Genomic DNA, 21716 nt, shown 5'->3' with positions numbered 1-21716 from the left:
CTTAACGTGGTCTTAATCCGCGTGGTTGTTGTAAGACACCGGGCCCGAATGGACAGTAGGGCGCCAAACTCCCTAGTCGCGTCGATCCAGTCATGGCAGAGGACCCGGGTCACCCCCCGAAAGGTGACCCGGGCCCGCTTTCCCCGAATGATCGCCGCCATCCCCCGACGACGGGCGATCACGTCCTTATGCGTCCCGCTTGTTCGCCGTCACCACCGCGGCGACCAACAGCACCGCGCAGACGCCGGCGAAGTAGGCCAGCGACCCCCACGGGCTCAGCGGCGGGTTGCCGGTCGGCCCCCCGAGGAACTGGTCGGCCGCGGTGAACGGCAGCCATTCCGCGATGTCGTCGCCGACCCGCGGGATCACCGGGACCAGTGTCTCGACCAGCAGCGGCCAGATCAGCAGCACCGAGATCGCGCCCGCCGACTGCCGCAGCAGCACGCCCACGGCCACGGCGAGGACCGCCGAGAGCCCGTAGACCAGGCCGGTGCCCGCGACCATCCGCCAGTCGGCGGCCGACGTGATCGCCAGGTTCGCCTCAGGCTGGATGAGCGCGGCGATGCCGTAGGACCCGAACGCCGCGATCTCGCCGATGACCGCCGCGAGCAGGGCGACGACCAGGGTCTTCGCCAGCAGCGCCGCGGTCCGGTTCGGGATCGCCTGGAAGGTGGCCCGGATGGTGGAGAAGCGGTACTCGGTGGTGATCGCCAGCGCGGCCATCACCATGACCACCATCAGCCCGAACATCCGGCCGAACTGGGTCATCGCCAGCGTCAGCGGGAAGTCGTCCGGCTTGGTGCCCGTGGTCAGCGCGGCGAACCCGACGGTCACCGCGAGGGCGGTCAGCAGGCACCACCAAGGCGATCGCGTGGTGAACAGCTTGATGCGTTCGACTGCGAGCAGCGTCATCAGGCGTCCCTCCGGTTCGCCACGACCAGCGAGATCGCGAGCATGACCAGCCCGAACCCGGCGAAGATCGCCAGCGCGGGCCACGGGCCGACGGTCGCGTCGGACAGGCCGGGGCCGTACTGGTCGCCTCGGCCGGTCGGGTCCGGGTTGCCGGTCAGGAAGTGGTGCGCCAGGTTGAACGGCAGCCACTGGTGGATCTTCGGGCCGATCGTCGGGATGAGCGTGATCAGGTTCTCGACCAGGTTCGTGTAGATCAGCAGCAGCGAGATCGCGCCCGCCGAGTGCCGGACCAGGATGCCGACGGAGACCGCGATGACCGCGGCGATGGCGTAGACCAAGCCCACGCCCGCCACCGCGCGCCACTCGAAGGCGGTGTTGATGGCCAGGTCGCCCGGCGACATCGCCGTGGCGATGCCCCAGGAGCCGAACGCGGCCGCCAGGCCGATGACTCCGGCGAGCAGCGAGACCACGACGGTCTTGGCCACGAGCGCGGCCGTGCGGTTCGGAATGGCCTGGAAGGTGGCCCGGATGGTGGAGAAGCGGTACTCGGTGGTGACCGCGAGCGCCGCCATGACCATGACCACGACCATGCCGAAGCCGTAGCCGAACTGGGAGGCGCTGACCGTCATCGGGACTTCCGCCTCGGCGGTGCCCGCCATCAGCGCGGCGAAGCCGACCGTGACGCCGAGGGCGATCAGCGTGCACCACCACGGTGAGCGGGTGGTGAACAGCTTGATGCGTTCGACAGCGAGAAGTGTCATGACGTCACTTCCCCGTCGCGACGAGGTCGATGGTCTCGGCCAGGCCCGCGTGGTACTCGACGGAGTCGCCGGTGAGCTGCATGAACGCCTCTTCCAGCGAACCGCGCTGCGGGCTGAGCTCGTGCAGCACGGCGCCGGTCGACGCGGCCAGCTCACCGATCTCGGCGCAGTCCATGCCGCTCACGACCAGGCTGTCGCCCTCGTCGCGCAGCGAGACCCCGGTGCGGCCGAGCGCGGTGCGCAGGGCGGACAGGTGCGGGCTGCGGACCCGGACGGTGTTCTCGGTGGCCTGGGCCACGAAGTCCTCGGTGGAGCTCTGCGAGATCAGCTTGCCGCGGCCGATGACGACGAGTTCCTGCGCGGTCAGCGCCATCTCGGAGAGCAGGTGGCTGGAGACGAAGACCGTGCGGCCCTCATCGGCGAGCCGGTGCATGAACTTGCGGATCCACAGGATGCCCTCGGGGTCGAGGCCGTTGACCGGCTCATCGAAGAGCAGCACCTGCGGGTCGCCGAGCAGCGCGGCGGCGATGCCGAGGCGCTGCGACATGCCGAGCGAGAAGCCGCCCGCGCGCTTACCGGCGACCGAGGTCAGGCCGACGATGTCGAGCACCTCGTCGACGCGCTTCGGGTTGATCTTGTTCGACTTCGCCATCCACTGCAGGTGCGCGCGAGCGGAGCGGTTCGGGTGCACCCACTTCGCGTCGAGCAGCGCTCCGACCGTGCGCAGCGGCTGGTGCAGGTCGCGGTAGTGCTTGCCGTCGATCAGCGCCGAACCCCCGGTCGGCGAGTCGAGGCCGAGAATCATCCGCATCGTCGTCGACTTGCCCGCGCCGTTCGGCCCGAGGAAGCCGGTGACCCGGCCGGTCGGGACGGTGAACGACAGGTTGTCCACGGCGAGCGTCTTCCCGTACCGCTTGGTGAGGCCCACTGCCTCGATCATGATTTCTCCCTTTGCCTTCGGTGCCGGTGCGCTCGTCCGCGACGGCTCCCCCACGTCAACCATCCTGGGCCTCGCCGCGAGATTCCGCGTCGTGCTGAGGTCTCGCGTACGGGTCACCTTGTGGGACTACGGTCCATCAGCCTTAGGTCTGATCCAATCCGTGACGACCCTGAGCCGACCCTGATTCGTTCGAGCGACCCCGTCGGGGTGACAGGGTTAATGAATAGTGGTTCAATAACTGGGTGGCCAGACCCCAGACCATCACTGACCAGCGGTTGCTCGTCGCCACCGGCGACGTGATCGGCCGACATGGGCCCGGGTTCACCCTGGCCCAGGTGGCCGCGGAGGCCGGGGTGTCGGTGGGCACGGTGGCGCAGCGGTTCGGGTCGAAGAGCGGACTGCTGCGAGCGCTGACTGTCCACTTCACCGGTGAGGCGGCCGTCACCATGCGGGCGGCGGCCGAGTCGGCGGCGTCCCCAGTGGACGGTCTGCGGGCGGCGGCGATCGTGACGCACGTCGGACTCGGGGACGCGACGACCGCGGCGAACCACCTGGGGCAACTCGGCGTCGATCTCGTGGATCCGGTGTTGCGCGGACTGTTGGGCGAGCACTACGCGGCGATGGAGAACGAACTGCGCCGCGCCTTCCGGGCGGCCGCGGCCGATCTGCCGCGCGCTCCGAGTGCGGCGCGGGCCGCTCAGGTGCTTCTGGCGGTGGTGAACGGAGTGTCGATGGACTGGTCGATCCGGCCGAACGGGCGACTGGAAGACCGGTTGACGGCGGACGTGGACGCCGTTCTCGATGGATGGAGGGGATGATCATGAGTCTTGCGGGCAAGGTGGCTGTGGTGACCGGGGCGACCCGGGGATGCGGTCGTGGGATCGCGGTGGAGCTCGGCGCGGCCGGGGCGACTGTCTATGTGACCGGGCGGACGACTCGCCAACACCAGTCGCCGATGGGGCGCAAGGAGACCATCGAGGAGACCGCCGAGCTGGTGTCCGCGGCCGGCGGTGTCGGGATCCCGGTCCAATGCGACTTCTACGTGGTGTCCGATGTGGACGCCTTGCGGGATCGTGTCCTGGCCGATCACGGGCGGATCGATGTGCTCGTGGACGACGTGTGGGGTGGGGACAAGTTCGTCGAGTTCGGGACGCCGTTCTGGGAGTCGGACCTGGAGAAGGCGCTCGGGGTCGTGCACAACGGGCTCGACACGCACCTGATCGCGCTGCACCGGTTGCTGCCGTTGGTGGTGTCGCAGCCCGGTGGGCTGGTCATCGAGGTGACCGATGGGGATGTGGACGACTATCCCGGGCCGGTCGGGATTCCGTACCACCTGGTGAAGTCGGGGATCCGGTCCATCGGGCGGGCGCTGGGTGCCGACTTGGCCGCGGTCGGATGCACCGGGATGGCTGTGACTCCGGGATTCCTGCGGTCGGAGATGATGTTGGAGCACTTCGGGGTCACCGAGAAGAACTGGCGTGAGGCCAAGGAGCCCGACTACGTGATGTCGGAGACGCCGCGCTATCTCGGGCGTGCGGTCGCCGCGCTCGCCGCCGATCCTCAGGTGTCACGGTTCGCGGGGAAGACCCTGGCGAGTTGGACTCTCATGCGGGAGTACGGGTTCACCGACATCGACGGCAGTCAGCCGGACTGGGGCCGCTGGTCCGAAGACGTCCACGGCGGCGGCCTCGATCCATCCACAGTGGACGCTGCCGCGTACCGCTAGGCGTCCCCGGGGCGGACCAGGCCCGTTTCGTAGGCGAGGACGACGGCCTGCACTCGGTCGCGCAGTTCGAGTTTCGCGAGCACGCGGCCGACGTGGGTCTTCACCGTCGCCTCTGACAGGAACAGCTTGCGGGCGATCTCGGTGTTCGACAGGCCCTGGGCGATCAGGACGAGGACCTCGCGCTCGCGTTCGGTCAGCGCGTCCAGGACCGCCGCGTCGCGGGGTTCGCCGCCGCCTGGGCCGAGGAATCGATCTAACAGCCTGCGGGTGACGCTGGGTGAGACGACGGCGTCCCCGCTCGCGACCGAGCGCAGCGCGGACACCAGCTGCGCGGGCGGTGTGTCCTTCAGCAGGAAGCCGCTGGCGCCGTTGCGCAGGGCGGACAGGGCGTATTCGTCGAGGTCGAAGGTGGTCATGACCAGGACCTTCGACGTGCCCTTCTCGGTGATGACGCGAGTCGCCTCCACGCCGTCGAGGATGGGCATGCGGACGTCCATCAGGACCACGTCGGGACGCAGTTGTTCCGCTAGGTCGATGGCCGCCCGGCCGTCGCCCGCCTCGCCGACGATCTCCATGTCCTCCTGTGCGCCGAGGACCATGCGGAAACCGACACGCATGAGTTCCTGGTCGTCGACGAGCACCACCCTGATCACGCGACCCAACGTAGCCTCCTCAGGCCGTCGACACTGGCAGAACCGCGTGGACTCGCCAGCCGCCGGTGGGCTCGGGGCCCGCCTGCAGGGTGCCGCCGAAGACGTTGGCGCGTTCCCGCATCCCGATGAGGCCGTTGCCGCCCACCACGTTCGCCAGCGCCTTGCCCGAGCCGCGGTCGGAGATGTCGAGCTCGACCCGGTCGCCGATCCGGGCGACCCGCACCTCCGCCGACGCGCCGGTGCCCGCGTGCTTGATGGTGTTGGTCAGCGCTTCCTGGACGATCCGGTAGATCCCCAGGCCGACGCCCGCGGGCAGGTCGTCCAAGTCGCCGGTCAGGTCCAGGCGCACCGGGACGCCGATCGTGCGGACCCGTTCGGCCAGTTCGGCGAGGGACTGGGTGCTCGGCTGAGGCACCAGTTCGGACTCGTCGCCGTCGCTGCGGAGGACGCCGAGGAGCCTGCGGAGTTCGGTCAGGGCTTCGCGGCCGGTGGCGGAGATGGTGTTGATCGCCCGCTCCGCCAGCTCCGGCTGGGTGCGCACCGCGTAGGCGGCGCCGTCGGCGTGGACGACGATCACGCTCACCGCGTGCGCCACGACGTCGTGCAGTTCGCGGGCGATGCGGGCCCGTTCCTCGCCGACCGCCAGCCGCGCCTGCTGGTCGCGCTCGGTCTCCAGCAGCGCCAGCCTGCGCTCGACCTCCAGGTGGTAGGCCTTGCGGGCGCCCATGAACTCGCCCAGCACCCAGCACAGCGCGAAGATCACCACGATCACGAGCGTCGGCAGGACCGCGTCCGGGTAACCGATCCGCCAGGTCGCCCACGCCGCGATGCCCAGCGCGAGCCAGAGCGCGTACAGCGCGGCCTGCTTGCGCCCGACGTAGGTGACCAGGGTGTACAGCGCGATGCCGAGCGCGAAGTCGGCCAGCCGCACCCGCGCGTCGGTGCCCACCCCGGGCGCGCCGTGCGTGAGCAGCTGGGCGAATCCGGCGAGCAGGATGAGGTACGCCGAGAGCAGCGGGTCGCGCCTGCGGATGACCAGCGGGCCCAGCATCGCGGCGCCGACCAGCCAGAACACCCACGCCTCGACGCCGCCGGGCATCTCGAACAGCGACAGCAGCTCTAACAGGACGAGGAAGGTCGCGATGACGATGTCGCCCGCCATCGGGTGCTTCTTCATCCACAAGCTCAGCCGTCGCACTTGATGAGCGTAGGCAGGTTCACACCGCGCGCGCGTCAGCCTGCCGTCGCACCCGGTCTCCTCCTGGGGGCGGATCCGACGGTCCGGGCACGCGGCCACCGCGCTCATGGCACGATTCCTCACGACCGAGGGAGGAATCGGGCTTTGACAACCGCGACCGAGCAGCAGCATCTCGCCGGGCCGCTGTCGGCGGCGGTCGCCAACCTGTGCCAGCGCCTGCAGCCGCAGGTGTCCGCGCGGACGGCGGCAGGCTTCCGCGAGGTGCTGCGCAGACTCTCGGCCCCGTTGCAGGTCGCCGTCGCCGGCCGGATCAAATCCGGCAAGTCGACGCTGGTCAACGCGCTGATCGGCCGCCGGATCGCGCCCACCGACGTGGGCGAGTGCACCCGGCTGGTCACCCGGTTCCAGTACGGCACGGTCGACCGGGTCGAGCTGATCTTCTTCGACGGCACCAAGCAGGTGCTGCCCTTCGACGTCGGGGGCATGATCCCCAACGACCTCGAAGTCGACTTCGACAAGGTCTCGCACCTCGAGGCGTACCTGACCAACGCCGTCCTGCGCGACCTCACCGTCATCGACACCCCTGGCCTGGGGTCGCTGGACCTCGCGTCGGTCAAGCGCACCGAGCAGCTCCTCGGCGCCGCGCAGCAGGAGGAAGACGAGGAGTCCGGCGACGGCGAACTCGACGACACCTCGCGCAACGCGGTCGCGGGCGCCGAAGCCGTGCTCTATGTCGTCACCCAGGGCGTGCGCGCCGACGACCAGCAGGCCCTCGCCGCGTTCACCGCGGCCACCGCCAGCCGCGAGGCGGGCCCGGTCAACGCCATCGCCGTCCTCAACAAGGCCGACACCATCACCCCGGAGTCGGTCACCGGCAGCGACGGCGACGTGTGGAAGGCCGCCACCCTGCTCGCCGAGAAGCAGGCCGCCACCCTCAAGCCCCGGGTCGCCGACGTCATCCCGGTCATCGGCCTGCTCGCCGAGTCCGCCGAGTCCGGCGGCTTCACCTCCGCCGACGCCGACGCGCTGCGCGCGCTGTCCAAGCTCGACGACGCCACCTGGGAAACCATGTTGCTGTCGGCGGACATCTTCACCACCTGGGACTGCGAGGTCGCCGCGGGCACCCGGGTCAAGCTGCTGGAGAAGCTCGACCTCTACGGCATCCGCACCGCCGTCGACGCCCTGCGCGCCGACCCCGACCTCACCGCGGGCGCCCTGCGCCGCAAGCTCCTCGACGCCTCCGGCCTCGCCGGGCTGCGCAGCAGGCTCGACGCCGTCTTCCGCGCCCGGGCCGACGGGATCAAGGCCGCCGCCGCGCTCGCCTCCGTCACCGCCCTTGCCCACGCCTCCGGCGACCCGGGTGAACGCCAGCGCGTGCACGACGCGATCGAGGTCCTGCTCGCCAAGCCCGAGGCCCACCAGCTGCGCCTGCTCGAAGCCCTCACCCTGGTCACGTCGGGTGCCGTGTCGATGCCCGAGGACCTGGCCGAAGAGGTGCTCCGAGTCGGCAGCAGCCCGGACGTCCCAGAGCAGCTGGGCATGAAGGGCAGGCCGCACAAGGAGCTGTCGGCCTACGCGCTCGAACGCGCGGGCTGGTGGCGCTCGTTCGCCTCCTTCGGCGCCACCCCGGCCCAAAGCCGGGTCGCCCACGTCGTGCACCGGGCGTACTTTCTTATCTGGCAGCAGCTCAAGGCCCAGGACACAGCCGGATAGCCAGCCCGTGGAGACGCCATGCCAGGCGACGCGAAGGTCCCTCCCGCTCGGCTCGTGCGTCTCGTCGAGGGTGTTCGCGCCCGGGTCGGGTCGCTGCACCGCAAGATGGTGCCGCCGCAGGTGGCCATGATCGACCTGATCAGCGGCAGCATGGTCACGCAGGCGCTCTACGCCGCCGCGAAGCTCGGCATCGCCGACGTGCTCAAAGACGGACCCCTCCGGGCGAAGGACATCGCCGACCGGGTCCACGCGCATCCGGACGCGGTGAACCGGCTGATGCGCGCACTCGCCAGTCAGGGTGTGTTCCGGGTGGACGGCCAAGGCCGGTACTCGCTGACCGCGTTGGGCCGCACCCTGCGCTCCGACGCCGAAGTGCCCATGGGGTCGATGGCGATGATGGTCGGCTCACCCGAGCACTGGGAGCACTGGGGACACCTGCTCGACTCGGTGCGCGACGGCGGCGACGCCGTGTCGAAGGTCCGGGGAATGGACGTCTGGGCGTACTTCGAGCAGAACAGGTCCTACGCGGAAGTCTTCAACACCGCGATGACGAGCATGTCGGCGTTCGCCAAGGCCCCGGTGCTCGCCGCCTATGACTTCTCCGGATTCCGCAAGATCGTCGATGGCCGCGATCCTGCAGCGGTCGCCGGACTGAGACCGTCCCGGCGGGTGGCGACGCCTACCTCCTGAAGAACATCATCCACGACTGGGCTGACGACAAGGCCCTGCCGATCCTGCGCAACATCCGGGACGCGATCGATCCCGCGGGCAAGCTGCTGCTCGTCGACTTCGTCGTGCCGGAGGGGAACGCACCCCATCCCGCGAAGCTGATCGACCTGGAGATGCTGGTGATCGTCGGCGGTCGGGAGCGCACCGAGAAAGAGCACCGGGAGTTCTTGGCGCGGGCCGGATTCCGGCTCGACCGGGTGGTCCAGACGGTCTCCCCGCTGTGCGTGCTCGAATCGACTCCCGTCTGAGTGCGCTGCCTGTACTCTCCGGAACCGTGGCTTCCTGGTTCAAGGGCAAGAGCAAAGATGGCGGCAACGAGGACTCGACCATCCAGGTCGAAGCGCAGGTGATCGAGAACGCCGACGCCGCCGCGCCGGTGGAGCTGGTGGACGACTTCCGGGTCGAACCGGCGCTGGTCAGCATCGCGCCGGAGCTCTACGACCAGGCGCTCGACGAGCGCCGGGCGCTGGTGACGCTGTGCCTCTACGCGCACGACCGCGCCCGCAGTTCCGGTGTCGCCGAACGCATCGAGGAGGGGCTCGCCGCTGTCGGTGTCGACGCGGTTCGCCCCGACGGCGCGAAGTTCGACCCGTCAGTGCACGAGGCGGGCGGCACCATGGGCACCGAGGACGAGGCGCTCGACGGCACGGTCGCCGAGACCGAGGTCGTCGGCTTCAGCGACCGCGGGCAGGTGCTGCGCCCGCCGATCGTCACCGTCTACACGGCCAAGGCGACCACCGCATGACCCAGCCCCAGCCGCTGTCGCTGCCCAAGCAGGTCGCGCTGGCCAGGGAGAAGCTGCTCGCCCTGCTCCGCGAAGCCGAGCCGGAGTCCGCGCAGTGGGTCGAGGAGATCCGCTCGCGGCGCAAGAAGAAGCCGTCGGTGGTGGTCGTCGGTGAGACCAACCGAGGCAAGAGCTCGCTGGTCAACGCCCTGATCGAAACCCCCGGTCTGTCCCCTGTGGACGCCGACGTGGCCACCGCGACCTACCTGATCTTCGGCCACGCCGACGAGTGGGAGGCCCGGGCCTGCTACCCCGGCCAGCTCGCGCCGGTCCCGGTCGACCTCGGCAAGCTGATCAACTGGGTGTCCGCCGCGCACGACCTGCCCGACGGCGAGCTGCCGCCGCGCTACGTCGAGGTCGACGGACCCGTGCCGCTGCTGGAGAAGCTCGTCCTCGTCGACACCCCCGGGGTCGGCGGGCTCGACTCCGTGCACGGCGAACTGGCCATCGAGGCCGCCGCGTCGGCGACCGCGCTGCTCTTCGTCGTCGACGCGTCCGCCCCGTTCACCCTGGGCGAGCTGAACTTCCTCGCCAACATCGGCGAGCGGGTGGAGACGGTCGTCTTCGCGCTGTCCAAAGTGGATCAGTACCGCGGCTGGCGGCAGGTGCTCGAAGCCAACCAGGCGCTGCTGACCGACCACGCCCCCCGCTTCGCCGGCGCCACCTTCCACCCGGTGTCCTCGCGGATGTTCGACATGGCCGGGAAGGCGCCCAGCCCCGAGGCCGCGACCATGCTCAAGGAGAAGTCCGGCGTCGTGGAACTGCAGCAGGCGCTGCAGACCCTGCTCGTCGGCCGCTCGGCGATGCTGTCGGAGGCGAACACGCTGCGCGCGCTGTCCTCGGCGCTCGGCGAGCTGAAAGTGAAGCTGGACAACGAACGCCGCGCGCTGACCACCGGCGAGGCCGAGGCCGAGACGCTGCGCGCCCGCAAGGAGGAGCTGACCTCGGAGCGGCGGTCCTCGACCAAGGGCTGGCAGGTCAAGCTGCGCAGCGAGATCCAGCGCGCCCGGCTGGAGAACGCCCACGAGGTCAGCCGCCAGATGCGCGACCTGCAGTCCTGGTTCCGCCAGGCCATCGACACCGCGGACCGGGAGAAGCTCGCCGCCCTGCCCGGCCAGGTCGACGCCGCCATGCAGATGGTGTCCGGCCGGATCAGCCAGTCGGTCAGCGCCCGGCTCAACCAGGTCGCCGACACCGTGCTCAGCGAGCTGTTCAGCCCCGACGAGCTCGAGGTCATCCGGTCCCAGTTCGCCCGCTCCGGTCAGTCCCAAGTGGTTCTGCGCGCCGCCGAGAAGCGGATGCCGACCGCGGAGGACAAGCTCCTGGTGTTCATGGGCATCTCCGGCGGCTTCGGCGCGGGCAAGATGGCGGTGCTGCCGATCGCGGGCGCCGTGGCCGCGCCGATCTTGTTGGTGCCCACGATCATCATCGGACTGGGCGCGGGCTGGTGGATCGCGCGCACGCGTAAGCACTCCGCCGACAAACAGCACATGAAGCTTTGGCTCAACGAATCCATCGCCGATTCACGCTCCACCTTGGACCAGTTGGTGTCCGAACAGCTCATCGACGCCGAGTCGCAGCTCTCGCTCGCGCTCGATGAGGCACTGGGCAAGCGGATCGCCGGAATCGAAGAACAACTCCGTGAGGTCGACAAGGCATTACGACTTGACGTGAGTGAGCGCCAGAAGCTGGTGACCGTGGTAAACAAGCGCCTGACCGACGTAGTCGCCGGACGCGACCGCGCGGAGAAGCTCCTAGCGAGCATCCGCTCCGTGCGCGACAAGGGTTGACCCGATCAGCGGTACCGAAGTTCTTTGGTAACGCCGGGAACCGGACCGACGGGTCGTCAGTCATACCCACAACAAAGACGGACAATCCCGAAAGGGATTCAGTAAGGGGGTTCCACGTGTACGTGGACGAAACGGGCGCCGACGACACCACCGCCGACGACACGTCGAGCCAGGACGAGCTGACCGTCGAGGTCGGGGGCGAAGAGTACGAGGTCGAAGAGAACTACGACTACGACAAGGACGGCTCCAACGACACCGCCGTCGTGCAGACCGAGGACGGCTACATGGCGTTCACGGACACCGACGGCGACGGCACCGCGGACACGATGGTGCAGCTCGACGAGGAAGGCAACGTCACCGGCGCCGCCGAGTACGACGAGTCCTCCGGCGAGTGGACCGAAGCCGACCCCGACTCCGTCGAAGCGCCCTCGGGGGATGGCGCTGACGCGGGTGGCGCCTCCTCGAAGGACGACTCGGACAAGGACGACAAGGGCACCGACGCGACGTCGACCTCGACGAAGGACGACAACGCCGACGACTCCGCTGACTCGAAGGGCACCGGCGGCGAGGAGATCACCGTCGACACCAAGGACGGCGACCAGTCCGCGGGCAAGGCGGAGTACGACGCCGACGGCGACGGCACCAACGACACCGCGGTCGTCACCGACGAGGACGGCAACACCTACGCGTTCACCGACTCGGACGGCGACGGCGAAGCCGACCAGGCGATCGTGGTCGAGGCCGACGGCGACGTCACCATCTCCGAGCACACCGGCGAAGACGAGTGGACCACCGTCGAGACCGGTCACATCAACTCCGACGGCACCTACGAGTCCGAGGGCTCCGGCGACAAGACCAGCGCCTCCGACTCCGCCTGGCAGGGATGAGCTAGTCACGAACAGTCAGCTTGAAGAGATCCCGGTGCGCGCCCGCGTGCCGGGATCTTTTCTTGGTCAACACCTGTGACGTGGGAAGACTCACGTTTCGCGGGCCGAGTTCGCAGAACGGACAGGTGGATGTCCGATTTGTGACTACGCATCCGTGTACTGAATCGATTCCCTTATCGTTCCTGTGAGAGAACCGACAGGACAGGTCTCGGTTACCTGGCAGTCACTTCGCTAGCCTCAATGCATTCCTTCATGGCACGGACCCGCTTCATCCGAAGCGGGCGCGCAGCCATTCGATGAGGACGCCGTCGGTCCCTCCAGGACAGATGGCGTCCTGATCGGCATTTCGGCGTTCAGTCAGGAGACGAGGCGAGATGACGGCAGTGACAATCCCTGGCGTTGACCAGGCACCGACGACGCACCAGCGGCTCCTGGCGTGGGTGCGCGAGGTGGCAGAACTGACCGTTCCGGACCAGGTGGTCTGGGTCGACGGCTCCGAAGAGGAGTGGACCCGGCTGACGGACAAGCTGGTGGAGGCAGGCACCTTCACCCGCCTGGACAAAAAACCGAACTCGTTCTACGCGGCCTCCGACCCCAACGACGTCGCGCGCGTCGAGGAGCGGACCTACATCTGCTCGCAGGATGAGGCCGACTGCGGTCCCACGAACAACTGGATGGACCCGGCCGAGATGAAGGCCGTGATGACCGAGCTCTACCGGGGCTCGATGCGCGGCCGCACGATGTACGTGATCCCGTTCTGCATGGGCCCGCTCGACGCGGAGAACCCGATGCTGGGCGTCGAGATCACCGACTCCGAGTACGTCGTGGTCTCGATGAAGATCATGACCCGGATGGGCACCAAGGCGCTGAACCGCTTCGTCGACGCCGACGGCACCGAGCGCGACTTCGTCCCCGCCCTGCACTCGATCGGCGCGCCGCTCGAAGACGGCCAGGCCGACGTCGCGTGGCCGTGCAGCGACACCAAGTACATCGTGCACTTCCCCGAGGAGCGGCTGATCTGGAGCTTCGGCTCCGGCTACGGCGGCAACGCGCTGCTCGGCAAGAAGTGCTACTCGCTGCGCATCGCCTCGGTGATGGGCCGCGACGAGGGCTGGCTGGCCGAGCACATGCTCATCCTCAAGCTGACCTCGCCGGAGAACAAGGTCTACTTCGTCGCGGCGGCCTTCCCCAGCGCCTGCGGCAAGACCAACCTCGCGATGCTCGACCCGACCATCCCCGGGTGGAAGGTCGAGACCATCGGCGACGACATCGCCTGGATGCGTTTCGGCAAGGACGGCCGCATCTACGCCGTCAACCCGGAGAACGGCTTCTTCGGCGTGGCGCCGGGCACCGACTTCCACACCAACCCGAACGCGATGAAGACGATCGCCAAGGGCAACTCGCTGTTCACCAACGTCGCGCTGACCGACGACGGTGACATCTGGTGGGAGGGCATCGGCGACGCGCCGGAGCACCTCACCTCGTGGAAGAAGCAGGACTGGACCCCGGAGTCCACCGAGAAGGCCGCGCACCCGAACTCGCGCTACTGCACCCCGATCGAGCAGTGCGACACCAAGGCGCCCGAGTGGGACGACCCCAACGGCGTGCCGATCTCGGCGATCTTCTTCGGTGGCCGCCGCGCCACCACGATCCCGCTGGTCACCGAGTCGCGCAGCTGGCAGCACGGCACCTTCATGGGCGCCACCCTGTCCAGCGAGACCACCGCGGCCGCGGTCGGCCAGGTCGGTGTCGTGCGCCGCGACCCGATGGCGATGCTGCCGTTCATCGGCTACCACGCCGGTGACTACTTCAAGCACTGGATCGAGACCGGCAAGAGCGCCGACGCGACCAAGCTGCCGAAGATCTTCTACGTCAACTGGTTCCGCCGTGGCGACGAGAAGCAGTTCCTGTGGCCTGGATTCGGTGAGAACTCCCGCGTGCTGAAGTGGGCCATCGAGCGCATCGAGGGCAAGGCCGCGGCTGTGGAGACCCCGATCGGCTACGTGCCGACCATCGACGACCTCGACCTTGAGGGCGTCGAAGGCGACCGTGCCGACATCGAGGCCGCGCTGAAGGTCGATGTCGACGAGTGGAAGGCCGAGCTGCCCCTCATCGAGGAGTGGTTCGACAAGATCGGCGACAAGCTGCCGACCCCGCTGCGCGACGAGTTCGAGGCGCTCAAGCAGCGTTTGGGCTAGCAACTGGCAAAACCGGGAAGGCCACCACGAGATTCGTGGTGGCCTTCCGGCGTTTTCAGCGTCACCATCAGCGTGTTGTCCTGTCCCCTTAGAAGGACGATCACGATTCAGGGAGGCTGAGGACAATGGGCGAGGCGGATAGATGGCGGTGGCGGCGATCGGGATACGACGAACGGGTGCACGCCTTTCCCAGCGATGAGCGGCCTGCGAGTTTCGTCGAGGCCGCGTGCACGCACAGCGTGCCGTTCGGCAAGATCGGCTCCACGCACGAAGGGCCCCGATGCCTGCCCTGCCTGTTGATCATCGGTGATCGACTCGCCGAACAGCACAGCGTTTCGGCCTTCGACCTCTGAAGTTACTGTCCACAGCCTGTGGATAAAGTTGTGCACAGCCTGTGGACGCTTGCCCTGCCGTTGGCGAATCGCGGCATGAATTCGTTACCAGTTAACTGGTGACGCGAACGCCCTCGCGCTCTACTGTTTCCCGGCAACACTCCCGCGAAGCGAGCGAGGTATGCCAATGGCCCTGCCTGGGAAAAGGGGCTCCACACTGAGGTGGAGCCCATGGAACCTGCTGCTGGCGGTTCCGCTGCTCTGGTTGATCACGCCGCTCTTCAACCGAACCGGCCCTGAGCTGTTCGGAATGCCCTTCTACTACTGGTTCCAGTTCGTCGGGATTCCCGTCGGCGTCCTGTGCACGACGCTCGTCTTCTTCAAGACGGCGGACGAGCCGACGAAGCCCGCGCCAGGCGTCGGCCTCGACGTGGACGACCTGGATGAAGGGACGAGCCGGTGAACGACCTGCACTGGACCGAGCTGATCGTCTTCGCCCTGCTGTTCGGCGTGGTCACCGTCATGGGCTTCGTGGCCGCCAAGTGGAAGGCCGGGGAGACGCTCGAACACCTCGACGAGTGGGGACTGGGCGGGCGCAAGTTCGGCTCGTGGATCACGTGGTTCCTGATCGGTGGCGACCTCTACACCGCGTACACCTTCGTCGCGGTCCCGGCGCTCATGTTCAGCGCGGGCGCCGCGGGCTTCTTCGCCCTGCCGTACACGGTGATCGTCTACCCGATCGTCTTCATGCCGCTGCTGCGCATGTGGTCGGTCTCGCGGGTCCACGGCTACGTCACCCCGGCCGACTTCGTCCGCGGCCGCTACGGCTCGCCGCTGCTGGCGCTGCTGATCGCGATCACCGGCATCGTCGCCACCATGCCGTACATCGCGCTGCAGCTGGTCGGCCTGGAGGCGGTGCTGCGCACGCTCGGGTTCAACGGCTCCGGCTTCCTCGGGCACCTGCCGCTGCTGATCGCCTTCATCGTCCTCGCGGTCTACACCTACCAGTCGGGCCTGCGGGCACCCGCGCTGATCGCGTTCGTCAAGGACATCCTGATCTACGTGGTGATCATCGTCGCGGTGATCTACCTGCCGATCAAGCTCGGCGGCTGGAGCGAGATCTTCAGCTCCGCCGACGAGAAGTTCAAGGCGACGCCGGCGGCGGGCGATGGCCTGCTGCTCAACGCGAACAACCAGCTGCAGTACGCGACCCTGGCCCTTGGCTCGGCGCTCGCGCTGTTCCTGTACCCGCACTCGATCACCGGTGTGCTCGCCTCCCGCGGGCGCAAGGTGATCAAGCGGAACATGTCCGCGCTGCCCGCGTACTCGCTGGTCCTCGGCCTGCTCGCGCTGCTCGGCTACATGGCGATCTCGGCGGGCACGAAGCCGATCACCAACCAGGCGACCGGTAAGGCCGACACGAACACCATCGTGCCCGTCCTGTTCCAGGAGCAGTTCCCGTCATGGTTCGCGGGCATCGCGTTCGCCGCGATCGGCATCGGCGCCCTGGTGCCCGCCGCGATCATGTCGATCGCCGCGGCGAACCTGTGGACGCGCAACGTCTACAAGGAGTTCATGCACAAGGACGCCACGCCCGCCCAGGAGGCCAAGCAGGCCAAGCTGGCGTCGCTGGTGGTCAAGTTCGGCGCGGTCGCGTTCATCCTGTTCATCGACCCGCAGTTCTCGATCGACCTGCAGCTCATCGGCGGCGTGATGATCCTGCAGACGCTCCCCGCGGTGGCCATCGCGCTCTACACACGGTGGTTCCACATGCGCGGCCTGATCGCGGGCTGGACCGTGGGTATGGCCTGGGGAATGTGGCTGCTCTACAACATCCCCAGCGCGGACGGGAAGCGTCAGCACTTCGGGTCGTCGGCGCTCAAGCTCAACGACCTGGGCTTCTTCGGCTGGCACCCGTTCGCGGGCAACAGCATGATGATCTACGCGGGCATCCTGGCGCTCGCGGCGAACCTGGTCGTCGCGGTGATCGTCACGGTGATCGCACGGCGGATGCGCACGTTCAACGGCACGGATGAAACCAACCTCGGCGACTACCACGTCGACGAGGGCGACAAGAAGCTGAAGAAGATCGGCGCGCACTAGGGGCGAGGTGCGCGCGGGCACTTGACCCGCGCGCACCTACCTCTGCAAGTACGCCACCCCGGCCAAGACGACGGCGACCACGCCGGCGATCGCGATGCCCGCGGTGAGCGCGACGATGACGAGCCCGCCCACGGCGACGCCCGACATCATCAGCGCCTGGCGCAGCGTCGGCGCCAAGCCGCCCAGCACGCGCTCGGCGGCGAGCATGAACTTCTCCCCCGCGGAACGGTGCGCGGGCGTGGGTTCCGACCTCGGCGACGGGATGGTGCGGTCAGCCGGGGGCGGCACGTAAGTCAGGTGCACGGCGCGGCGGTGTTCCGCGCTGGTGGACTCTGGTCCTTTAACGGCCAAAGCTGTCGAACTCCTTAGGTCTGCCCGAGTCGCCGTTAAGTCTGCCGCCATTCGGCCGAAGAACTCGCTCCTACTTCGAAGTAGACGGTGAGCGGAGCGTGTTCAGCGACGAACGGAAGGCGCGCGACAAGGCACGCCGATCGAGTGATTCGCTGACCGGAAGCGATCACCGGAGTCGACTGTTGGCCTATTCGGGTGGAGTTGGCATCGTCGCAGGTCGCGCCACGAGCGACGCGGCGCCGACGATCCCCGCGTCTTTGCCCAATTCGGCGGGAACCACCCGCAAATCGCTCACATACGTCAACTTGGCGTGCCGGGCGACCGCCGAACGAATGGGAGCGAACAGCAACTCACCGGCCTGGGCCACCCCGCCGCCGACCACCGCGAGCTCGAGATCGAACATCACGGCGGTCGCGGCGATCGCCATGCCGACCGCCTGCCCGCTGCGCTCGAACGCGGCGTTCGCGATCTTGTCGCCCGCCATCGCCGCGTCCGCCAGTGCCTTCGCGTCGGCGTCGTCCGGGGCCTTCCAGCCCTGTGATCGGGCCCAGGTCACCAGGTTCGGCCCGCTCGCGCGAACCTCGACGCAGCCCACGCCGCCGCAGGGGCAGTCCGGCTCGACGTCGACGGCGGTGTGCCCGATGTGCCCGGCGTTGCCGGTGCGACCCGGGTACGCGCGGCCGCCGAGGACGAGCCCGCCGCCGACACCGGTGGAGACGACCAGGCCGATCAGGTCGTCGGTCCCGCGGCCCGCACCCACCCAGTGCTCGCCGAGCGCCATGCACAGGCCGTCGTTGGCCAGGACGACGTTGTTGTCGGGGAAGAGCTGTCGCACCCGGTCGCGCAGCGGGAAGCCGCGCCACTCGGGGATGTTGACCGGCGAGACGGTGCCTGCGCGCAGGTCCAGCGGTCCCGCGCTGGCCACGCCGACACCGTCGACCTCGGTGTCCAGCTGCCGCACGCACTCCTCGATCGCCGCGAACACCGTGTCGGCGTCGCCTTCGGGCGTCGGGACCTGCAGGCGTTCCAGCACTTCACCGTCGCCGTCGACGATTCCGGCCGCGATCTTGGTCCCGCCGACGTCAATACCCAGGTAAGCCACCCGAGAAGTATGCCGTCGATGGTCGTCTCCGCTGGTCTAACAAGATCTAGAGATTTTGCTAGATCGGCCGATAGGCGGGTAGGGCGGCATCGCGTGACCCTTGTCCGGCGTTAGCCGGGTGTCCGCCGGGTCACACTTCAAGCCGGACAGCCGCCGGGAGTCATCAGTAGTTGACCGATGATTCATCGGGATGTGCGCCAGTTCACCGGACAAACGGGTGCATTTGCCGGGCGGAAGGTGCATACTTGAGTCATGCCGGTCAGCCAGAACGGCAAACAGCTTCCGAAGGGGATGCGACCACCATGAACATCGCTGCGAAGATCCGAGCCCGCCGCGTCGAGGCCCGTACTCGCAAGGCGGTGACTCGCGCGATCGAGCAGGCGGCTACGCCCTCGATGCGTCACGAGCTGATCACCCTCGCTCAGACGCAGCACGTGACCTGGCGCTAAGCCCTTCCTGCTCCACCCTGAAAGCCCTCAATTACACAGAACCAAGAATGTGATGCAGGGCACAGTTTGGTTCTGTGTAACACCACCGGGACTAAGCACGATGTTCCGGTTGACCCCGTAGTGCTGGCGGACCCCCGACCTGGCAGCACTACGGGGTTTCCATTTGTCCGGGGTCAGGCGCCCTTAGGCCGTACGACGGCGCAGCGCCAAGAGCGAGTGCCCTGGGTGGTCAAGGTTTCGTCCAACACCGTGTGGTGCCGAAGGACGTGCTCCAACACGCTGCGCGCGCGGCGGGAGCCCTGGAACATCGACACGAGGAAAATCCCGTCCGGAGCCAAGACCTCCGCGTACCGGGTCATCACGGCGAGTGGGTCCTCGAAGTAGTACAGGCTCTCGTTGAACACGATCACGTCGAACTTGCCCTCGGGCACCGTGCTTTCCGCGTCCCCTTGGACGAACGCCGTGCGCTCGTCTTCCCGGTCCTTCAACTTCTCGACCGCGACCGCCGAGATGTCGACGCCCACATAGTTCGAGTAACCGTGCGGCAGGTACCGCTCCTGCAGGACACCTTCCCCGCAGCCGACGTCGAGGACGCTGCCCCCCGGCTTCAGGTAGGTGCCGTAGCCGACGATCACCGCGTAGTGCGAGATCTCGGCCACCCCCGCCAGGTAGTCCCACTCGCCCCGCGCGTATTGCCCGTCCCAGGCGGCTTGCGCCTTCGGAGCGTCACCCTGGCCCGCGCGGGACTCCCATTCGCGGACGATCCGCTCGACCCGCGCGCGGAACGGGAACTTCCGCCCGTACCCCGCGATGTAGTAGCCGGCTCGAAGCCACCGGGTCAGTCGATCGGTCAACAAGAGTCACCTGCTCATATTCCGGTCCCGGCCCGGGGATGCCGGATGACGGTGATATCGGGCGATCCGCCCGCGGCGTTTCGAGCCCTCACCAGCGGTAACGGTCACACACCTGAGCGCGATGGTCCAGGTAGCGCGCTTGAACCAGTCGGAGCAATCCACCCATGTGTTCTGTTCGAGGTGCGCCATGGTGCGTTGGTCTCGTCGCAATCGCTGTCTTGCCGCGGTTCTGCCCCTCGTCGTCGCCGCCGGATGCTGGCATGACGACGATCCGGTGGTCACGACAACGGTGACTACCCCATCGACAGCAACGGTGTCGCCGACACTGCAAGCGATCTGCCAACCGCTCATCCTGGAAGGGCGCCTGCCCGCGTTCATCACCGCGTGCCAGTACCCGGACACCGAGATGAAAATCGAGAACGTATCCACGGTGATGCTGACAGTCTCGGCACCGAATGCGGTAGTTCGCGTCAGCTCCGGCCAAATCGAGTCCTTGGCCGACGCGGTCCGTGCCGACCTCACGGTGTCGGCGACCTTGCCTTTCGGGGTCCACCGGCTCCCGCCGAGAGCAACGGCGCGCGTCACCTTCATCAACGGACCTCCCCGGGTTCATATCGACTTCGACCAGGTCGCGTTTTCGCAGTACGCGGCGGACGTGCTCGTGAAGTGGGTCGAGAAGCGGTTGTCCGGGCCGGGGCTCGCGCTGTCGAAGTCCTTCGCTTCGTGCGCGAAGGAGATCGGCGAGGTATGGGAACGGGAAGCCCGGCAAGGCAAGCAGTACACGCCGATCGAGGTGTTCATTTTCGACGCGGCCCTGATTTATCGAGCCTGCTCGTCATTCGTGAGGGACGTGGAGAAGCACGCGCAGGTGCCGCCGCCTGCCACCTGGACCGCCGAGTTGCGGTCGGTGGCGAAGGAGTATCCGACGACTTTCGTCGACGACGCGTTCAAGTACGTTCGCAGGCTGCTTCTGGCCTGGAAATGACTACTCGTCCATTCCCAGGAGGTACCGGCCGAAATGCGGCACGGTGAAGGCGATGCGCCCGCGTTCCGCCGAGTAGATCAGCCCCTTCTTGATCAGGCTGTCGCGCGCCGGTGAAAGCGACGAAGGTTTGCGGCCCAGGTAGACCGCGACGTCCGAGGTGCCCGCCCCCTCGTCTTTGCCCTCGGTCAGTTCCGCCATCGCCCGCAGGTACTCGCGCTCCGCCGGTGTCGCGCGTTCGTAGCGGGAGCCGAAGAAGCCGACCGCCAGCTCCGCCTCCGCTTCCGGTGCCGCCACGGCGACGTCCTCGACCGTGATCGGGTCGTCGGGCGCCGCGTCCCATGCCGCTTTGCCGTACGCCTGGATGAAGTACGGGTAGCCGCCCGAGCGCTCGAACAGCGCGTCCAATGCCTCGGGCGTGATCCCGGCGTCCTCGCGGTCGACGGGCGCGAGCACGGCTTGATCCGCGTCGGTGCGGTCGAGGCGATCGATCCGCACGTACCGGAACAGCCGCTCGGAGTAGGACTTGCTGGCCGACAGCACCGCGGGCAGGTGCGGCAGGCCCGCGCCGACGACCACGAGCGGCGCACCCGACTGGGAAAGCTCGTGGCAGGCCGCGCACAGGGCGGAGATGTCGTCGGGGTTGATGTCCTGCATCTCGTCGATCAGCACCGCCACACCGGTGCCGACGTCCTGGGCCAGCTCGGCCACCTCGGTGAACAGCTCCACCAAGTCGATCTCGATGTCGCCGGAGTCCGCGCGGCCCTGCGTGGCCGGGACGTCGATGCCCGGCTGCCAGCGCTCGCGCAGCTTCGCGTTGTCGGGGTTTGCTTTCAAAGCAAAGGCTTTCAACACACCCAGCACGGACTCGACACGGTCGGGGGCCCGGTGGCGGACCGCGAGGTCGCGGACGGCTCGGTGCAGTGCGGCCGACAGCGGTCGGCGCAGGTCGGCGTCCGGTCGGGCCTCGATCTTGCCCGCGCCCCAGCCGCGGCGGACGGCCATCGAGCGGAGTTCGCCCAGCAGCACGGTCTTCCCCACGCCGCGCAGGCCGGTGAGGACGAGGCTGCGTTCCGGGCGGCCGCGGGCGACGCGTTCGAGGACCACCTCGAACGCCTTGAGTTCCTTCTCGCGACCGGCGAGCTCGGGCGGGCGTTGGCCCGCGCCGGGCGCGAACGGGTTGCGGACCGGGTCCATCATCCGACGGTATCGGCGTTTCTAGCGTCGACCCGATATTGACTGAGAATCCCCT

The 21716-nt window shown here is 68.1% G+C and carries 23 protein-coding genes; 14 read left to right on the top strand and 9 right to left on the bottom strand.

The window, feature by feature from the left end; genetic code table 11:
- Positions 1 to 186: 186 nt before the first annotated feature.
- From C8E96_RS07760 to C8E96_RS07750, 3 genes are read right to left on the bottom strand one after another with little or no spacing between them, the layout of a single operon-like run.
- On the bottom strand, positions 187 to 912 hold the full coding sequence (locus tag C8E96_RS07760) for a hypothetical protein (RefSeq protein WP_091376766.1): 726 nt from the start codon (positions 910 to 912) through the stop codon (positions 187 to 189).
- Positions 912 to 1673: a hypothetical protein gene (locus C8E96_RS07755; protein ID WP_091376763.1), complete on the bottom strand. Its 762-nt coding sequence runs from the start codon at positions 1671 to 1673 to the stop codon at positions 912 to 914. Before C8E96_RS07755 ends, C8E96_RS07760 begins: the two co-directional genes overlap by 1 nt.
- A 4-nt stretch (positions 1674 to 1677) precedes the next feature.
- Positions 1678 to 2613 carry an ABC transporter ATP-binding protein gene (locus tag C8E96_RS07750; protein ID WP_091376758.1) on the bottom strand — a complete coding sequence of 312 codons (936 nt, stop codon included), beginning with the start codon at positions 2611 to 2613 and terminating at the stop codon, positions 1678 to 1680.
- Positions 2614 to 2855: 242 nt separating this feature from the next.
- On the opposite strand from C8E96_RS07750, the gene C8E96_RS07745 reads away from it, so the two are divergent.
- Positions 2856 to 3431, top strand: coding sequence for a TetR/AcrR family transcriptional regulator (locus tag C8E96_RS07745; protein ID WP_091376755.1), 576 nt, complete (start codon positions 2856 to 2858; stop codon positions 3429 to 3431).
- A 2-nt stretch (positions 3432 to 3433) separates the two neighbouring features.
- Complete coding sequence (locus C8E96_RS07740) at positions 3434 to 4339, top strand: SDR family oxidoreductase (protein ID WP_091377068.1); 906 nt, start codon at positions 3434 to 3436, stop codon at positions 4337 to 4339.
- Here C8E96_RS07740 and C8E96_RS07735 read toward each other — a convergent pair.
- Complete coding sequence (locus tag C8E96_RS07735; RefSeq protein ID WP_091376751.1) at positions 4336 to 4992, bottom strand: response regulator; 657 nt, start codon at positions 4990 to 4992, stop codon at positions 4336 to 4338. The genes C8E96_RS07740 and C8E96_RS07735 overlap by 4 nt on opposite strands.
- Before the next feature lie 19 nt (positions 4993 to 5011).
- Positions 5012 to 6169 carry a sensor histidine kinase gene (locus tag C8E96_RS07730; RefSeq protein WP_091376748.1) on the bottom strand — a complete coding sequence of 386 codons (1158 nt, stop codon included), beginning with the start codon at positions 6167 to 6169 and terminating at the stop codon, positions 5012 to 5014.
- A gap of 165 nt (positions 6170 to 6334) precedes the next feature.
- On the opposite strand from C8E96_RS07730, the gene C8E96_RS07725 reads away from it, so the two are divergent.
- The 10 genes from C8E96_RS07725 (at position 6335) to mctP (ending at position 16726) form a co-directional block, all read left to right on the top strand.
- On the top strand, positions 6335 to 7903 hold the full coding sequence (locus C8E96_RS07725) for a dynamin family protein (RefSeq protein WP_091376743.1): 1569 nt from the start codon (positions 6335 to 6337) through the stop codon (positions 7901 to 7903).
- Between the two features lie 18 nt (positions 7904 to 7921).
- Positions 7922 to 8593 (top strand): acetylserotonin O-methyltransferase, encoded by a 672-nt coding sequence (locus C8E96_RS07720; protein WP_228769959.1) that lies wholly within the window; start codon positions 7922 to 7924, stop codon positions 8591 to 8593.
- Complete coding sequence (locus C8E96_RS33915) at positions 8509 to 8880, top strand: methyltransferase (RefSeq protein ID WP_324187124.1); 372 nt, start codon at positions 8509 to 8511, stop codon at positions 8878 to 8880. The genes C8E96_RS07720 and C8E96_RS33915 overlap by 85 nt, the downstream gene beginning before the upstream one ends.
- A gap of 26 nt (positions 8881 to 8906) precedes the next feature.
- Positions 8907 to 9377, top strand: a complete 471-nt coding sequence (gene grpE / locus C8E96_RS07715; protein WP_166657915.1) for a nucleotide exchange factor GrpE — start codon at positions 8907 to 8909, stop codon at positions 9375 to 9377.
- Positions 9374 to 11206, top strand: a complete 1833-nt coding sequence (locus tag C8E96_RS07710) for a dynamin family protein (protein WP_091376740.1) — start codon at positions 9374 to 9376, stop codon at positions 11204 to 11206. The genes grpE and C8E96_RS07710 overlap by 4 nt, the downstream gene beginning before the upstream one ends.
- A gap of 116 nt (positions 11207 to 11322) precedes the next feature.
- Positions 11323 to 12093 carry a hypothetical protein gene (locus tag C8E96_RS07705; protein WP_091376737.1) on the top strand — a complete coding sequence of 257 codons (771 nt, stop codon included), beginning with the start codon at positions 11323 to 11325 and terminating at the stop codon, positions 12091 to 12093.
- Positions 12094 to 12467: 374 nt separating this feature from the next.
- The gene (locus C8E96_RS07700) at positions 12468 to 14291 is read left to right on the top strand and encodes a phosphoenolpyruvate carboxykinase (GTP) (protein WP_091376734.1); all 1824 of its coding nucleotides are present in this window, start codon (positions 12468 to 12470) and stop codon (positions 14289 to 14291) included.
- Between the two features lie 176 nt (positions 14292 to 14467).
- Complete coding sequence (locus tag C8E96_RS33145) at positions 14468 to 14644, top strand: hypothetical protein (RefSeq protein ID WP_166657914.1); 177 nt, start codon at positions 14468 to 14470, stop codon at positions 14642 to 14644.
- A 160-nt stretch (positions 14645 to 14804) separates the two neighbouring features.
- Positions 14805 to 15086 (top strand): DUF3311 domain-containing protein, encoded by a 282-nt coding sequence (locus C8E96_RS07695; RefSeq protein WP_091376730.1) that lies wholly within the window; start codon positions 14805 to 14807, stop codon positions 15084 to 15086.
- A gap of 5 nt (positions 15087 to 15091) precedes the next feature.
- On the top strand, positions 15092 to 16726 hold the full coding sequence (gene mctP, locus C8E96_RS07690; protein WP_407642668.1) for a monocarboxylate uptake permease MctP: 1635 nt from the start codon (positions 15092 to 15094) through the stop codon (positions 16724 to 16726).
- Between the two features lie 36 nt (positions 16727 to 16762).
- Here mctP and C8E96_RS07685 read toward each other — a convergent pair whose 3' ends face one another.
- Together C8E96_RS07685 and C8E96_RS07680 are read right to left on the bottom strand one after the other, a co-directional pair.
- Positions 16763 to 17077, bottom strand: coding sequence for a hypothetical protein (locus tag C8E96_RS07685; RefSeq protein ID WP_133794250.1), 315 nt, complete (start codon positions 17075 to 17077; stop codon positions 16763 to 16765).
- A gap of 187 nt (positions 17078 to 17264) precedes the next feature.
- Positions 17265 to 18179, bottom strand: coding sequence for an ROK family protein (locus C8E96_RS07680; protein ID WP_091376719.1), 915 nt, complete (start codon positions 18177 to 18179; stop codon positions 17265 to 17267).
- Positions 18180 to 18481: 302 nt separating this feature from the next.
- On the opposite strand from C8E96_RS07680, the gene C8E96_RS33140 reads away from it, so the two are divergent.
- Complete coding sequence (locus tag C8E96_RS33140) at positions 18482 to 18628, top strand: hypothetical protein (RefSeq protein WP_166657913.1); 147 nt, start codon at positions 18482 to 18484, stop codon at positions 18626 to 18628.
- A 173-nt stretch (positions 18629 to 18801) separates the two neighbouring features.
- Here C8E96_RS33140 and C8E96_RS07675 read toward each other — a convergent pair whose 3' ends face one another.
- Positions 18802 to 19482: a class I SAM-dependent methyltransferase gene (locus C8E96_RS07675; RefSeq protein ID WP_166657912.1), complete on the bottom strand. Its 681-nt coding sequence runs from the start codon at positions 19480 to 19482 to the stop codon at positions 18802 to 18804.
- A 190-nt stretch (positions 19483 to 19672) separates the two neighbouring features.
- On the opposite strand from C8E96_RS07675, the gene C8E96_RS07670 reads away from it, so the two are divergent.
- Positions 19673 to 20467, top strand: a complete 795-nt coding sequence (locus C8E96_RS07670; RefSeq protein ID WP_133794248.1) for a hypothetical protein — start codon at positions 19673 to 19675, stop codon at positions 20465 to 20467.
- Here the strand turns inward: C8E96_RS07670 and C8E96_RS07665 are convergent, their stop codons facing one another.
- Positions 20468 to 21661: an ATP-binding protein gene (locus C8E96_RS07665; protein ID WP_091377060.1), complete on the bottom strand. Its 1194-nt coding sequence runs from the start codon at positions 21659 to 21661 to the stop codon at positions 20468 to 20470. It lies immediately after the preceding gene.
- Positions 21662 to 21716: the final 55 nt, after the last annotated feature.

Origin of the sequence: Actinokineospora alba (assembly GCF_004362515.1) — a bacterium.
Lineage (GTDB): Bacteria > Actinomycetota > Actinomycetes > Mycobacteriales > Pseudonocardiaceae > Actinokineospora > Actinokineospora alba.
The sequence above is the reverse complement of the archived record's forward strand: the minus strand, read 5'-3'. Positions and strand labels throughout refer to the sequence as shown.